This window comes from Kitasatospora aureofaciens, from assembly GCF_019192735.1.
GTDB classification, from domain to species: Bacteria; Actinomycetota; Actinomycetes; order Streptomycetales; family Streptomycetaceae; genus Kitasatospora; species Kitasatospora aureofaciens_A.
In genome coordinates, this window is the sequence record NZ_JAHTKP010000033.1 from 51,423 (window position 1) to 66,178 (window position 14,756).

Below are 14,756 nucleotides of genomic sequence, written 5' to 3' on the forward strand. Positions count from 1 at the left end.
CCGGTCGACCCGATGGGGCCCCATGACCGGAAGCAGCGTCACCGCGAGCGGCACGACCGCGAGCAGCACCCGGACCGGCCCCGCGCCGCGCTCCCCGCGCACCGCCGAGGCGTGCACCACCGAGGCGCACGCCGTCAGCCCCGCGCCGGACGCCACCACCCCCTGCGCTGCCCCCTGCACCACCTCGTACCACCGGCTCGACACCCTCGCCCCGGTCCTGCGGGTGCGCTGCGCCCCACCCCGGCGCGGCCGCGGCTGGATCCCCGCCGCCGACCTGGCCGCCCGGCCCGAGGCGGTGCGCGACCTGATCGCCCACGACGCCCGGCAGGGCCTGGCCCGCTACGGGCGGCCGCTGCGCCCGGACGTGGCGGCCGGCTTCGGCCTGCACCGCTTCGTCTGGCCGGTCGCCCTGCTGTTCACGGTGCCGTGGTTCCTGGAGCGGCGCGTCCCGCTGCTCTCTGCCGAGGACGTCGCGCTGCGCCGCCGCACCGGCGAGGTGACGGTCCGTCCGGGCGCGTTCGCCTGCCTGCCGGACGACCCGGCCGCGAGGCTGCCGCAGGCCCGGACGGTGCCGGACGAGGCCGCGCTGGCCGCCGAACTCCGGTCCGCGCTGAGCGAGTTCCTGGCCCCGGCGCTGGCCGCGTTCCGCCCGGAGGTGCGGCGCGGGCCGCGAGTGCTGTGGGCGATGGCCACCGACGCGGCGGTCGAAGGGCTCTGGTACGTCGGCGGGCTGCTCGGCGAGGAGGAGCGGGTGCAGGCCGAGCTGTCCGCCCTGCTGGAGCCCGCCGCACCGGCGTACGCGCCGGGCGTGGCCGACGCGCCCGCCCCCGCTCCGGCCCCCTTCACGCCGGGTGCCGGTTTCACCGCGACGGCGGTCGGCCGCGGTGGTGCTTCGGGTACCGACCGGGCCCGGGCCAGCTGTTGCCTCGTCTACACCGCGGAGCCCGCGGACATGTGCGGCGGCTGCCCCCGCGTCACGCGAAGTTGACGAAAGCACGTGCGAGAAAGAATCCGGAAAGCCCGGAATTCCGGGAATAGTCCGCTTCGAATTCATACGACGATGCGATTTGCAAGGGGGAAGAAATCCCTCTACTCAGCGCATTGACGGCGAATCAGCCATTCCCCCGCCGAGCATCCGTCATGATGGTCCCCGCCATCACGACGCAGGAACGCGACGCAGGAAAGCGAGGCTGGTTCCGGCGATGAAATTGTCCGACATACCGCTCGGCTGGGCCGTCACCGGAGGTTTAGGGCTGCTGGTCAGCGCACTCCTGGTGGCCCTGGCCCGGAGCCGGGGATCCGCCGCCGGCGGCACGGATTCCTGGGAGCGTTCCGAGGAACGGCGCCGCAACAAGGAATCCCTGTACGGCGGCGCCTCGTACGTGCTGCTGTTCTGCTGCGCCGCCGTCGCCGCCGCGCTCTCCTTCCACGGGCTGGTCGGCTTCGGGGTGCAGAACCTCAACCTCTCCGGCGGCTGGGAGTACCTGGTGCCGTTCGGGCTCGACGGCGCGGCGATGTTCTGCTCGGTGCTCGCCGTCCGCGAGGCCAGCCACGGCGACGCCGCCCTCGGCTCGCGGCTGCTGGTCTGGCTGTTCGCCGGGGCCTCTGCCTGGTTCAACTGGGTACACGCCCCGCGCGGCTTCGGCCACGCCGGCGCCCCGCAGTTCTTCGCCGGGATGTCCCTCTCCGCGGCCGTGTTGTTCGACCGCGCGCTCAAGCAGACCCGCCGGGCCGCCCTGCGCGAGCAGGGACTCGTCCCCCGGCCGCTGCCGCAGATCCGCATCGTCCGCTGGCTTCGCGCGCCGCGCGAGACCTATGCGGCCTGGTCGCTGATGCTCCTGGAGGGCGTGCGCAGCCTCGACGAGGCGGTGGACGAGGTCCGCGAGGACAAACGGGAGAAGACCGCGGAGAGGGAGCGCCGCAGGCTGGCCGGGCGGCGCGAGCGGGCGGAGATCCGGGCGATCAGCCGCAGCAACGGCACCTGGCGCCAACGAGGCGGCAGCGCCCGTCAGTTGGAGTCCGGATCGGAGCCCGCCATAGCCGGCGGGCCCGGGGCGGAGCGGCCCGCCGGAGCGCGCGGGGTCGAGGGCGTCGCCGCCGAGGGCGCCGTGGTCCAGCCGGGCCTCCCGGCCCGTCCGGAGCGGCGCACCATCGACCTGACGCTCGACGACGACACCGTGACACTGCCCCGGCTGGACTCGCTGGAGCGCAAACTGAAGGACCTGGAGCAGCAGTTCGGCTGAGCCCTTCGGCCGCTCAGGCCGCGGCCGTCCCGCTGAGCTCGAACCACATCCGCTTGCCGGAACCGCGCGGCTCCACCCCCCAGGCGTCCGCCAGCGCCTCCACCAGCATCAGCCCGCGCCCGGAGGAGGCCTGCTCCCCCGGCGTCCGGCGGGTCGGCCAGAGGTCCGACTCGTCCTCCACCTCGACCCGCAGCCGGGCCCGGCCACCGTCGGAGGCCGGCTCCCGGTAGAGCCGGGCGGTGAACATGGCGTCCCGGTCGGTGTGCCGGATGGCGTTGGTGACCAGCTCCGAGGAGAGCAGTTCGGCGGTGTCGATGAACTCGGCGACGCCCCAGCGGCGCAGCGCGTCGCGCAGCTCGGCCCGCACCTCGGAGATGCGGGCCAGGTCGGCCTGGCCGATCCGGCGGCGCAGCTGCTGGGCGGCCAGGCCGCCGGCCGGGCCGTCCCAGCGCAGGAGCAGCAGCGCTATGTCGTCCTCGCGCTCGCTGGAGTCGGCGGCCTGGGAGGCGATCCGGTCGGCCAGGTCCTCCAGCGGGTCGCGGGCGGCCTCGTCGGCGGGCGGCAGCGGCTCGGCGAGCGCCCGGGTCAGCCGGGCGATGCCGTCGTCCAGGTCCATGCCGCGGGCCTCGACCAGCCCGTCCGTACAGAGCAGGACCGTCTCGCCCGGGTCCAGGCTGAACCGGGTGACCCGGTACTCCTGGTCCGGGTCGATGCCGAGCGGCAGGCCGCCGGCCACCGGCACGGTGGTGGCGGTGCCGTCCGAGCGGCGGACCACCGGGTCGAGGTGGCCGGCCCGGACCGCGTAGACCACGCCGTAGTCCACGTTGACCTCGGCGTAGGCGCAGGTCGCGAAGTGGTCGGTGTCCAGGTCGGCGAGGAAACGGGAGGCGCGGGCCATCACGGCGGCCGGCGGGTGTCCCTCGGCCGCGTAGGCGCGCAGCGCGATCCGCAGCTGGCCCATGATCCCGGCGGCGTGCACGTCGTGGCCCTGGACGTCGCCGATCACCAGGCCGACGTGCCCGCCGGGCAGCGGCACCACGTCGTACCAGTCGCCGCCGATCTGCAGGCCGGAGCCGGCCGCCAGGTAGCGGACGGCCGTGGTGACGCCCGGCACGGACGGCACCGTGCGCGGCAGCATCACCCGCTGCAGCCCGGCCGCCAGCTCGTGCTCGGCGTCGTGCAGCCGGGCCCGGGCCAGCGACTGGGCGACCAGGCCGCCCAGGGTCGTCAGCAGGGTGCGCTCGTCGGCGTCCAGCTCGCGCTCGTCGTCGAAGCTGACCACGCAGACGCCGATCGCCCGGCCGCTGGCCACCAGCGGCAGGTACGCCCAGGAGCCGCGGCCGTTGCGGCTGGTCGGCTCCCACACGTCGGGGTAGCCGGCGCGGTACTCGTCGCGGGTGGAGATGAAGACCGGCGCCCGGTGCTTCAGCGCCTCGGCGGCGGGGTGGCCGGCCGGCAGCAGCGTGCGGTCCCAGATGGAGAGCGCGCCGGGACGGTAGCCGGAGGCGCCGAGGATCCGCGCCCGGCCGGCCTCGAAGGCGGCCAGCACCAGGCCGTCCGGCGGCAGGCCGGGCAGCGGCAGCTCGGTGAAGACCCGGGCGACGTCACGGACGGTGACCGCCTCGGAGAGGGCGCGGGCGGCCTCCTTGATGAACCGGGAGCGCTCCTCGCGCAGCAGGGCGAGCCGGTCGGCGCGGTCGCGCTTGTGCAGCTCGACGGTGGCGTCCCAGACGAAGCCGACCATCCGGGAGGCGCGCCCGAACGCGTCCGCGAGCACCCGGCCGCGGAAGCGCACGGCGCGCATGGTGCCGTTCGGCCCGACCGTGCGGTAGTACGCGCCGCACTGGCCCAGCTCGGCCACCGCCCGCTCGACCCGGCGGCGCACCACCGGCGCGTCCTCGGGATGCAGCAGGGCCAGGAAGGAGGCGGCGGTGCGGTCGAAGCGGCCCTTGTCCATGACGTCCAGGCCGATGATCGTGCAGGCCCGCCGGTCGCCCTCCAGCACGTCGCGGCGGATGTCCCAGTCGAAGGAGCCGATGCCGTTGGCGGCCATCGCGGGCTCCAGCCAGTCCGGCACGGAGTCCCCGGAGGCGGCCGGGAGCCCGCCGGACAGCACCGGCGCCAGCCGGCCCGCGGCCAGCCCGGGCGCGGTCCGCAGTGAGTGGCGGCGCGCCGCCTGCGCGGGCGGCTTCGGCCGGCCCGTCCCCGCGGCCGTGGAACCGGCGGGGGCTGTCACGGGGGGCTGTTCGGTCGTGGACGCACCGGCAGGAAGCGCCGGCCCCGGCGACTCGGACTCAGTGGGCATGCTGCTCCTGCCGCTGCCGTGGCGGACCGCGCCGACCGACCGGCCGGACCGCGTGGCGATGTGATGGGTGGTGCTGGATCGGGCGGTGCCGACCTGCGGCGGTCAGTCGAGGTACCGTCTCCCCGCTGCTCTCCGCACGTGGACACACATTCCCACCATCCTGGCCAATGTTCGGCCGAGCGGCAATGGTAACGGGCCGGAAATCTTTCGCTCCGCCTTCTGTTCAGGGCGTCCTTCGAGGGCGAATGAATCGTTTCCGAAGGACCTTGCCCTGGCGCGGTTCTGGCGCGGCCTTGGCGCGGATCCGCTTGCCGCCCTGCTACGGCAGCGTCAGCTCGAACCAGGTGACCTTGCCGTCGCCGCGCAGCTGGACGCCCCACGCGTCCGCGAGCGCCTCCACCAGCATCAGGCCGCGGCCCGAGGTGGCGTACTCGGCGTCCGGATCCCGCCGGCGGCCGGGCAGGCGGGTCGCACCGTCCTGCACCTCGATCCGCAGCCGGTGGTCCGTGCCGAGCACCGCGTCGAACACCGCGCCCTTGCCGGTGTGCAGCAGCGCGTTCGTCACCAGCTCGGAGGAGAGCAGCTCGGCGGTGTCCGACAGCTCCGGCACCCCCCAGTGGCTCAGCGCCGTGCGCAGCCGTCGCCGGACCGCACCGACCGCGACCAGATCGGCCGGGTCGAGCGTCAGGTGGAGTCTGCGGTGGAGCGCACAGCCGGGGGCGACGGCGCCCGGCAGGGCGGTCCCCGTGGTGCCGGGCGCACCCTGGGCCGGCCCGGACCGATAGGCATCCCCCGAACCCGTCCGCTGCCGCGGGAATCGCGACTGACCGTCCATCAAGACTGCCCCCGCCCTCAATCCGGGCCCCCCGCCTCCGGATCCCCCGCCGGCCGGGTGGCCCTCCTCGTTCTGACCACCCATCCTCATGCCCAGTTGGCGGCGTTTGCAACAGTGTGCGTCCGATCACGTGGGGTGAAAGGGGCACGGGGAGGTTCACGTGATCCAACTGCCCGCGCCGGACAGGTTTGCGATGCGCAGAGCCTGTTTTCGAGCCCGCCCCCTCCCGATCCCGCGCACACCCGGCGCGCGGAACCACCTCCTTCTCACCCCCGGGCTCCCCCTCCTCCTCTCGCCCCCGCCCCCCTTGCCCTCACCCCCACGCCCGCCCGGCGAGCCGAACAACCGCAGAGCGGCAACGCTGGACAGGGCGGCCCGGTCCGGGTTCAATGGCCCGAGAAGTTTGAACGCCGTTCTAACATCCCCCCGAGACGACCCCCTCCCCGGCGACCGCGAGCGAGGAACCGTGCGACTGACCCCCACCGAGCGGGACCGGCTGCTGATCTTCACAGCAGCCGAACTGGCCCGCGCCCGCCGCGCCCGGGGCGTACGCCTCAACATCCCCGAGGCCACCGCCCTGATCGCGGACACCGTCTGCGAGGCCGCCCGCGACGGCCTCCGGCTCGCCGAGGCCATCGAGGCCGGGCGCAGCGTGCTGACCGCCGACGACGTACTGCCCGGCGTGCCGGACGTCGTCACCGTCGTCCAGGTCGAGGCCGTGTTCGACGACGGCACCCGCCTGGCCGTCGTCAACGACCCGTTCAAGGGCGCCGGATCGCTCGGCGACGAGGCCCCCGGCGGCGCGCTGATCGGCGAAGGCGCCGGCTACGACCCGGTCGAGGAGACGGTGGTGCTCCTCGTCCACAACACCTCCGAGGTACCGATCTCGGTCACCTCGCACTTCCACTTCTTCGAGGCCAACCCGCGCCTTGCCTTCGACCGCGCCGCCGCCTACGGCACCCACCTGGCCGTCCTGGCCGGCTCCTCGGTGCGCTTCGACCCGGGCGCCACCGTCGAGGTCGGCCTGGTGCCGATCGGCGGCGAGCGGGTCGCGATCGGCTTCGCGGGGCTCGTGGACGGCCCGCTGGACGCGCCCGGCGCGAAGGAGGCCGCCCTGGCCAAGGCCCGCGCGACCGGCTACCTGACCAGCTTCGACGACGCGGAGGTGCCCTCATGAGCGAGTGGAGCGAGCAATTGATCGGAGCCGCCACGCGGGCGTGGTCCGCCGAGCGAAGCGAGGTGGGAGCATGACCGCAATCAGCCCGCACGACTACATCTCGGTCCACGGCCCCCGCGCCGGCGACCGGATCCGGCTCGGCGACTCCGGTCTGATCGTCCGGGTCGAGTCCGACTCGCAGGCGCCCGGCGAGGAGTTCCTGGCCGGCTTCGGCAAGACCGCCCGGGACGGCCTGCACCTGAAGGCCGCCGCCGTCCGCGAGACCTGCGACGTCGTGATCAGCAACGTGCTGGTGATCGACGCGATCCAGGGCATCCGCAAGACCTCGATCGGCCTGATCGACGGCCGGATCGCCTCGATCGGCCGGGCCGGCAACCCTGACACGCTCGACGGCGTGGACATCGTGGTCGGCACCGGCACCACGATCGTCTCCGGCGAGGGCATGATCGCCACCGCCGGCGCCATCGACACCCACGTCCACCTGCTCTCGCCGCGGATCATGGAGGCCTCGCTGGCCTCCGGCGTCACCACGATCATCGGCCAGGAGTTCGGCCCGGTCTGGGGCGTCGGCGTCAACTCGCCCTGGGCGCTGCGCCACGCCTTCAACGCCTTCGACGCCTGGCCGGTCAACATCGGCTTCCTGGGCCGCGGTTCGTCCTCCGACGCCGCCCCGCTCGTCGAGGCGCTTGCCGAGGGCGGCGCGTCCGGCTTCAAGGTGCACGAGGACATGGGCGCGCACACCCGCGCGCTCGACACCGCGCTGCGCGTCGCCGACGAGTACGACGTCCAGGTCGCCCTGCACACCGACGGGTTGAACGAGTGCCTGTCGGTCGAGGACACCCTGAAGGTACTGGAGGGCCGGACCATCCATGCCTTCCACATCGAGGGCTGCGGCGGCGGACACGTCCCCAACGTCCTGAAGATGGCGGGCGTGCCGAACGTCATCGGCTCCTCCACCAACCCCACCCTCCCCTTCGGCCGGGACGCGCTGGGCGAGCACTTCGGCATGATCGTCTCCGCCCACGACCTCAAGGTCGACCTGCCCGGCGACGCCGCCATGGCCCGCGACCGCATCCGCGCCGGCACCATGGGCGCCGAGGACGTCCTCCACGACCTCGGCGTCATCGGCATCACCTCCTCCGACGCCCAGGGCATGGGCCGCGCCGGCGAGACCGTACGCCGCACCTTCGCCATGGCCGGCAAGATGAAGGCCGAACTCGGCCCCCTCGACGGCCCAGAGGGATCAGGCACTGTCGGGACGACGGAAAGCGGCGACGACAACGAGCGTGTGCTGCGCTACATCGCCAAGCTCACCATCAACCCCGCCATCGCCCACGGCCTTTCGCACGAGGTCGGCTCGATCGAGATCGGCAAGCTCGCCGACATCGTCCTGTGGCGCCCCGACCACTTCGGCGCCAAGCCGCAGCTCGTCCTCAAGGCCGGGTTCCCCGCGTACGGAGTCGTCGGCGACCCCAACGCCTCCACCGACCGCTGCGAACCACTCGTCCTGGGGCCGCAGTTCGGCGCCCACGGCGCCACCGCTGCCGACATCTCCGTCGCCTTCGTCGCCCAGGCCGCCGCCGACGGCGCCTACCTGGACCGCCCCGCCGACGGTCTGCCCACCCGCCGCCGCCGCGTCGGCGTCCGCAACACCCGCGGCATCGGCCCGCGCGACATGGTGCGCAACGCCAGGATCGGCCACGTCGAGGTCACCGAGACCGGCCTGGTCTCGCTCGACGGCTCGCCGCTGCGCTCCGAACCCGCGGACAGCGTCTCGCTCAGCCGCCTCTACTTCCTCTGACCCACCCTCACTTTCCTTCCAAGGACGCCCAGATGACCACCCCCACGCCCGCCTCCCTCGGCTACCGGATGCCCGCCGAATGGCACCCGCACGACCGCACCTGGATGGCCTTCCCGACCGCCAACCCCACCTTCGACAGCCCCGAGCACCTGCACGCGGGCCGCGAGGCCTGGGCCGCCGTCGCCAACACCATCGTCCGGTACGAGCCGGTGACGCTCGTCGTCAACACCAGTGAGACCGCGGAGGCCCGCAAGTACGTCTCGGAGCAGGTCGAGATCGTCGAGCGCCCGCTGGACGACGCCTGGATGCGCGACATCGGCCCGTCCTTCCTGATCGACGGCAAGGGCTCGCTCGCCGCCGCCGACTGGATCTTCAACGGCTGGGGCGCCCAGTCCTGGGCCCGCTGGGACAAGGACCAGCACGTCGCCGAGCACATCAGCGAACTGACGGAGATTCAGCGCTTCGCGTCGCGCCTGATCAACGAGGGCGGCGGCATCCACGTCGACGGCGAGGGCACGGTGCTGGTCACCGAGACCGTCCAGCTCGGCGAGGGCCGCAACGCCGACTGGACCAAGGAGGAGGTCGAGGCCGAGCTGCACGCCTTCCTCGGCACCACCAAGGCGATCTGGCTGCCGCGCGGACTCACCCGCGACTACGACGAGTTCGGCACCCGCGGCCACATCGACATCGTCGCCTCCTTCGTGCGCCCCGGCGTCGTGGTCGCCCACGTCCAGCCGGACCCGGCCCACCCGGACCACGCCGTCTGCCAGGAGCTCGTCGCCCTCCTGCGCGCCGCCACGGACGCCCGGGGCCGGCAGCTGGAGGTCATCGAACTGCCCGCCCCCACCGTCCTCCTGGACGAGGACGGCGAGCCCGTCGACTACTCCTACATCAACCACTACGTGGCCAACGGCGCCGTCATCCTGTGCGCCTTCGACGACCCCCGCGACCAGGTGGCCGCCGACATCCTCGGCGAGGCCTACCCGGGCCGCACCGTCGAACTCGTCGACGCCCGCGAGATCTTCGCCAACGGCGGCGGCATCCACTGCATCACCCAGCAGCAGCCGAAGGCCGTCTGACGCCCGCTGCCGGAGTGGGGCCTCCCGCCCCGCTCCGGTAGCGTTCGGACCTCCGTTCCACCGAGGGAGCACTGCAACATGGCGGACGCCCGCCCGCGCCGACCGGCGCGCCCCCGCGAGGAGGTCTACGCCACCGCCCGCGCCGCCATCGCCGAACACGGGCTCGCCAAGCTCACCATGGCCGGGCTCGGCAAACAGCTCCAGATGAGTGCCGGGCACCTGCTGTACTACTTCGGCAGCAAGGACCAGCTGCTGCTGGAGACCCTCCGCTGGAGCGAGGATCAGCTCGGCGCCCGCCGCCGCGAGGCCCTGGCCGACCGCGACCGGGACGTCTGGGACCGGCTCGCCGCCTACGTCCGCCTCTACCTCCCGGAGGGGCCCGGCGACCCGCGCTGGATCCTCTGGATCGAGGTGTGGGGCCGCTCCCCCGCCAGCGCCGAACTCCGGCTGGGCCAGCAGGACATCGAGGCTCCCTGGCAGGCCGACCTGGTCGCCCTGATCGACGAGGGCACCGCCGCCGGCCACTTCACCCCGGGCCCCGCCGCCGACCGCGCCACCCAGATCCGCGCCCTCCTCGACGGCCTCGCCGTCCCGATCGCCCTGGGCCTCCCCGACACCCACCTCCCCACCGCCCTCGCCCACGCCACCACGGTCGCCACGATCCTCCTGCGCACCGCGTGACGGCCGGCGGGTCGGCGCCTGCCCTGGGCAGAATATGTAGGCCGGTCTAGTGATTAGGCGCCAGCTGGTGCGCTCGAGAAGTCGACTCGGCCGACTTCTCGCGTGCATGCGCTGCAGTCGGGGCGAAGAATATGTCGACCGGTCTACAGATTTGGTGCGGCCTCACCGCGCTCCACTGCAGCCGCGCGAAAAGTCGACCCCTCCAACTTCTCGTGCGCTGCGACACCGTCGGGCAGAATATGCCGACCGGTCTACAGATTCTGCCTGGCGAACGGGGCGGCAAGTCGTGCCTGCTCGCAGGAAGTCGGACTCGCCGACTTCCTGCGAGCAGAATCTATAGACCGGTCTAGAGATTCCCTCCGAAGCGGCCCGGCGCGGCGCGGCAAGCCGGGGTTGGGCCACCCTCTGCACGAGAAGTCGGACGGGCCGACTTCTCGTGCAGAGGGTCGCGTTACTCCGTCCAGATCGCGGCAGCCGTTCGGTCGTCGGCGTAGCCCTTGGCGCGAACCTGGACCTGGCGGAGGAAGTCGACCGCGCCCGGCGGGTGCGGGTGGGCCCAGTGGGCGGAGAGGAAGTGGGCGACGGCCGGCTCGTCGGCGATCGGGTCGGCCAGGCCCGGGGTGCAGAGCAGCAGGATGTCGCCCGGGGTGGCCGGGACGAGACGGAAGCGGAACGGTCGCGGGTCCGGCACCGGGGCGTCGGGCACTGGTGGCTGACCGTCCGGATGGTGCAGCAGCCGGGCCGCGTAGGCGTCGATCCAGTGGCCCGAGCGCAGCAGGTACAGCCCACCCGGGCCGACGCCGAACGCTGCCCGGTAGCCGGCCGCCGGGTCGAGCGACACCATCAGGCAGTGCAGCGAGGCCGGGGACGGCGTCTCGTCCCCGTCGCCCCGGGGCGCCAGCGCCCGCAGCGGGCCCGCCGCGCCGGTGGCCAGCCGCTGGAGGCCGTAGCGGAGCCGGTCGCGGGCACCGTCCCGTAGGTCGGCGGCGAGGCCGGCCCGGCTGCGGCCGATGGTGGCCGCGAGTTGGCGGCAGGCCTCACCCGCCGCGACGCTGACCGCCTCCGGGCGGACCGCCTCGTCGGCCGCGGTGCCCGTGCGGTCGAAGCCGCCGAGCACGGCGAGCAGCAGCCCGTCGGGCCCGTCGCCGAACCTGGTCACCAGCAGCGCATCCCGGCGCGGCTCACCCCGGTAGCGGGCGGAGTCGCCGCGGACGGAGACGGCGCGCAGTATGGCCGAGCCGTACTGGGCGCCTTCCAGCACGGTGTCCGGCACCACAGTGCCGAGCGAACCCGGGTCCGCCTCCGGTACGGCCGTCGGCTCCGGCCCGTACGTCGGCGGCCGCTCCCCCACGTGCGGCACGGCCGCCCCGCCGTCGGCCAACGGCGAGCGGATGGCCGGACGGGGTGAAGGGGCGGGCTCGGGCGTGTGGTCCGGTTCCGGCTCGGGGCGGGAGTGTGAGGAGTGGACGTCCGCAGGCTCAGGCCGGGGATCCGGATCCTGCTCGGGCGCACGCCCACTGGCTGACTCGGAGGGGAGGACGGCCGACGGCTCCGACTCCGCCCCAGGCAGAGGCTGGGAGTCCTCCACGGCCGCCGAGTTGAGGGACGGTCCGGCCAAGGGCTCCGGCTCCGGCTGGCGTCGGGGGTCCTGCGCGGACGGGACATCGCGCGTGGGCTCTGGCACCGGGGCAGCATCAGGGGCGTGTTCGGGCTGCGGGTCGGGGGCGGGCTCGGTGGCGGGTTGAGGGTGTGAGTCCTCGACAGCCGCCGGCCGGGGCTCGGGGACGAGGGCTTCGGCAGGTGCCGGCTGCGGGTCGGACACAGCCGCTTCGGTGTCGGCGGGTTCGGCGGTCTCCGTGGGCCGAAGGTGGGGGTCCTCGGCAGCTGCGGGCTCGGCGGGTGCGGGCTCGGGTGCCGGCTTGTCGAGGGTGACGGGAGCCGGCGGGAAGAAGGGCGCCGGGAACTTGTGGGTCTCCGTCGAGGTGCGTTGGGGACTGATCACGCCGAGGGCCGTGTCGAACCAGTCGTCGATGCTGTCCCGTTCCGCCACCGGCTCGACAGCCGCAGGCTCAACCGCAGCGGCAACCGCCGCCGCCTCCTCCGCCTGTTCGCCGGTGCGCTGCGGGGCGATGAGGCCGGCCGCCGTGTCGAACCACTCGTCGACGGTGCCCCCTCCCGGGTCGGCGTCGGGGGTGTCGGGGAGGGTGCCCGCCGGGCCGTCGTAGACGGTGTCCCACCAGGTGTCGTCGGTCCGGTGGGGCTGTGCGGGTGCACCCTGTTTGTTCATCTGGCGGCTCCTGGTCGGTCCGTGATCGCGCCGCCCCCGGCGGGGCCGGACTCGACGTCATTGTCTCCAAGTGCAACGACGCTGTCCGGGTTTCGGCGACAACCGGACACCGACCCGGATGATCCCGGCCACCGGGTTCACCGCCGTGTTCGCTCCCGTTCCGTCCGTGCTTGCCGGAAGTGCCCGGAGCAGGGCGTTTCCGCCGTGTTCCGTTCCGTGGGCGCCCGAAAATGGGGGCCGAGGAGGGGCATCGCTTCACTCGTACGGCTGATTAAATGTGCGCATGACCGCGTCGGCCCCCAGCTTGCCCCGACCGGGGAGGGCCGCACCGGCGGGCCGCCCGGCGGGTGTGCTGTGGCTCCTGCTGGTTGCGCTACTGACGGCGCTGCCGTGCGCGGGCCAGGCCAAGGCCGTCGATCGGGATTCCCGGACGGCGTCCACCGCGGCGACCGGGACCACGACCGCGGCGACAACCGCCACCACGGCCACGACCACGAAGAGCCACACCGGCCCGGCCGCCAAGGCGGCCGACCACCGTCTGCACGCCGAGGGCCGGCGGCACTGGACCTGGTGCTCGGCCGACGGCCGCCCGCCGCACCGCGACAACGACTGCTCCAGCCACCCGTACTGCGCCCAGGACGCCCAGCTGCCGAATCCGCCGCCGTGCCCGCAGCCGGCGGTGTCACCGCTCGCGGAGGCGCCGGAGGCGCTGCCCCGGGTGGTGCCCGCAGGACTGTTGGTCGGCCCGCATCCGGCACCCGATCTGCACGAGCTCCAAGTACACCGGTCCTGAGCGGAACCCACCGTCCGGCACCCCCACGCCACCCGGCCAGGCCCGGCGTCCGGGGGCCGGCGGATCCGCCCTCCGCCCTCTTCAGCTGACCGCCGCGCCACCAGCAAGGCGCGACGGGGACAAGGACACAACCATCATGGGTTCCGCCTCGAAGCAGTCCAACAAGTCGAACAAGCAGCCCGTCTCGGACCGCCGCGCCCGGATAGCCGAGCTGCGCGCCGCCGAGGAGCGCCGCGACCGCCGGAACAAGATCATCGCCTCGGTCGCGGCCGGCGTGCTGGTGATCGGCGCGATCGCCACCGGCACCTGGGTGGTGATGGACCAGAACCAGAAGAAGAAGGACAAGGAAGCCGCCGCCAACGCGGACATTCCGGGCGTGCAGACCTTCGGCGACCTGAGCCGCAACCACGTCAAGGAGAAGGTCAACTACCCGATGACCCCGCCGGTCGGCGGCGACCACAACGCGATCTGGCTGGACTGCATGGGCCACGTCTACGACCAGCCGGTCGAGAACGAGCGCGCCGTCCACTCGATGGAGCACGGCGCGGTCTGGGTGACGTACAACGGCAAGGCCACGCCGGAGGACATCAAGACCCTGTCCGACAAGGTCAAGGCCACCCCGTACTCGCTGATGAGCCCGTACCCGGACGAGAAGGGCACCATCACCCTGAACGCCTGGAGCACCCAGCTGATCGTGGACAGCGCCGGCGACCCCCGGGTGAACCAGTTCTTCACCAAGTACGTCCAGGGCAAGCAGACCCAGGAGCCCGGCGCCTCCTGCACCATGGGGCAGATGTGACCGCCGACGCGGCCAGCCCGGACCCGGTCGACGCGGACGCAGTCGACGAAGACGCGGCCACGCCCGAGGAGCCGGAGGAGAGCCCCCGCCCGACCCGCCGCCGGGTGTGGTGGCCGGCGGCGCTGGCCGCCGCGGTCGCGCTGGCGCTCGGGGTGCCGGCCCTGGTGGCGAGCGGGACGTCGGCCTCCGGGTCGTCCTCGCTGACCGTCCCGGCGGACGACTCGCCCGAGGCCGGGTTCGCCCGCGACATGGCGACCCACCACCAGCAGGCGGTGGACCTGTCGTTCATCGTCCGGGACCGGACGAGCGACGAGCCGACCCGCACCCTCGCCTTCGACATCATCAACACGCAGGCCAACCAGCGCGGCATGATGATGGGCTGGCTCGACCAGTGGGGGCTGTCCCAGCACTCGCCGGCCAAGCCGATGGCGTGGATGAAGATGGACCACGACTACCAGGCCCACGACGGCTCGCTGATGCCCGGCATGGCCACCAACGCCCAGCTGGCGAAGCTCCGTTCGCTCAGCGGCCGGGACGCCGAGGTGTACTACCTGCAGCTGATGATCGAGCACCACAAGGGCGGCGTCGAGATGGCCCAGGGCTACGTGGACCTGGCGAAGAACGACATCGAGAAGCGGCTCGCCCAGTCGATGGTGGTCGCCCAGACCTCCGAGCTGGAGCTGATGACCGACATGCTGAAGGAGCGCGGCGCCACCCCCGGCGTGCCCGCCTCCTGACCCGCACACACACCCGCAC

The 14,756-nt window shown here is 73.4% G+C and carries 12 protein-coding genes; 9 read left to right on the forward strand and 3 right to left on the reverse strand.

Annotated features, from left to right (window positions below):
• Positions 1 to 22: 22 nt before the first annotated feature.
• Together KV557_RS26890 and KV557_RS26895 are read left to right on the forward strand one after the other, a co-directional pair.
• Positions 23 to 988 (forward strand): (2Fe-2S)-binding protein, encoded by a 966-nt coding sequence (locus KV557_RS26890; RefSeq protein WP_218204074.1) that lies wholly within the window; start codon positions 23 to 25, stop codon positions 986 to 988.
• A 214-nt stretch (positions 989 to 1,202) separates the two neighbouring features.
• Positions 1,203 to 2,243 (forward strand): DUF2637 domain-containing protein, encoded by a 1,041-nt coding sequence (locus tag KV557_RS26895; protein WP_218204075.1) that lies wholly within the window; start codon positions 1,203 to 1,205, stop codon positions 2,241 to 2,243.
• A gap of 13 nt (positions 2,244 to 2,256) precedes the next feature.
• On the opposite strand, the gene KV557_RS26900 is transcribed toward KV557_RS26895, so the two are convergent.
• Together KV557_RS26900 and KV557_RS26905 are read right to left on the reverse strand one after the other, a co-directional pair.
• Entirely contained in the window at positions 2,257 to 4,479 is a 2,223-nt protein-coding gene (locus KV557_RS26900) for a SpoIIE family protein phosphatase (protein ID WP_218204076.1), read from the reverse strand.
• Positions 4,480 to 4,867: 388 nt separating this feature from the next.
• Complete coding sequence (locus tag KV557_RS26905; protein WP_218204077.1) at positions 4,868 to 5,383, reverse strand: ATP-binding protein; 516 nt, start codon at positions 5,381 to 5,383, stop codon at positions 4,868 to 4,870.
• 466 nt (positions 5,384 to 5,849) lie between these two features.
• Between KV557_RS26905 and ureA the strand changes: the two genes are divergently transcribed.
• From ureA to KV557_RS26925, 4 genes are all read left to right on the forward strand, one after another.
• Complete coding sequence (gene ureA / locus KV557_RS26910) at positions 5,850 to 6,560, forward strand: urease subunit gamma (RefSeq protein ID WP_218204078.1); 711 nt, start codon at positions 5,850 to 5,852, stop codon at positions 6,558 to 6,560.
• A 70-nt stretch (positions 6,561 to 6,630) separates the two neighbouring features.
• Entirely contained in the window at positions 6,631 to 8,361 is a 1,731-nt protein-coding gene (locus tag KV557_RS26915; protein WP_218204079.1) for an urease subunit alpha, read from the forward strand.
• 32 nt (positions 8,362 to 8,393) lie between these two features.
• Positions 8,394 to 9,440, forward strand: a complete 1,047-nt coding sequence (locus tag KV557_RS26920; RefSeq protein WP_218204080.1) for an agmatine deiminase family protein — start codon at positions 8,394 to 8,396, stop codon at positions 9,438 to 9,440.
• Positions 9,441 to 9,518: 78 nt separating this feature from the next.
• Positions 9,519 to 10,121, forward strand: a complete 603-nt coding sequence (locus KV557_RS26925; RefSeq protein ID WP_218204081.1) for a TetR/AcrR family transcriptional regulator — start codon at positions 9,519 to 9,521, stop codon at positions 10,119 to 10,121.
• A 451-nt stretch (positions 10,122 to 10,572) separates the two neighbouring features.
• On the opposite strand, the gene KV557_RS26930 is transcribed toward KV557_RS26925, so the two are convergent.
• On the reverse strand, positions 10,573 to 12,408 hold the full coding sequence (locus tag KV557_RS26930) for a protein phosphatase 2C domain-containing protein (protein WP_218204082.1): 1,836 nt from the start codon (positions 12,406 to 12,408) through the stop codon (positions 10,573 to 10,575).
• A gap of 283 nt (positions 12,409 to 12,691) precedes the next feature.
• On the opposite strand from KV557_RS26930, the gene KV557_RS26935 reads away from it, so the two are divergent.
• From KV557_RS26935 to KV557_RS26945, 3 genes are all read left to right on the forward strand, one after another.
• Complete coding sequence (locus KV557_RS26935) at positions 12,692 to 13,201, forward strand: hypothetical protein (RefSeq protein WP_218204083.1); 510 nt, start codon at positions 12,692 to 12,694, stop codon at positions 13,199 to 13,201.
• Positions 13,202 to 13,337: 136 nt separating this feature from the next.
• Positions 13,338 to 14,000, forward strand: coding sequence for a DUF3105 domain-containing protein (locus tag KV557_RS26940; RefSeq protein WP_218204084.1), 663 nt, complete (start codon positions 13,338 to 13,340; stop codon positions 13,998 to 14,000).
• A gap of 104 nt (positions 14,001 to 14,104) precedes the next feature.
• Entirely contained in the window at positions 14,105 to 14,737 is a 633-nt protein-coding gene (locus KV557_RS26945) for a DUF305 domain-containing protein (RefSeq protein ID WP_218204105.1), read from the forward strand.
• The last annotated feature ends 19 nt before the right edge of the window (positions 14,738 to 14,756 follow it).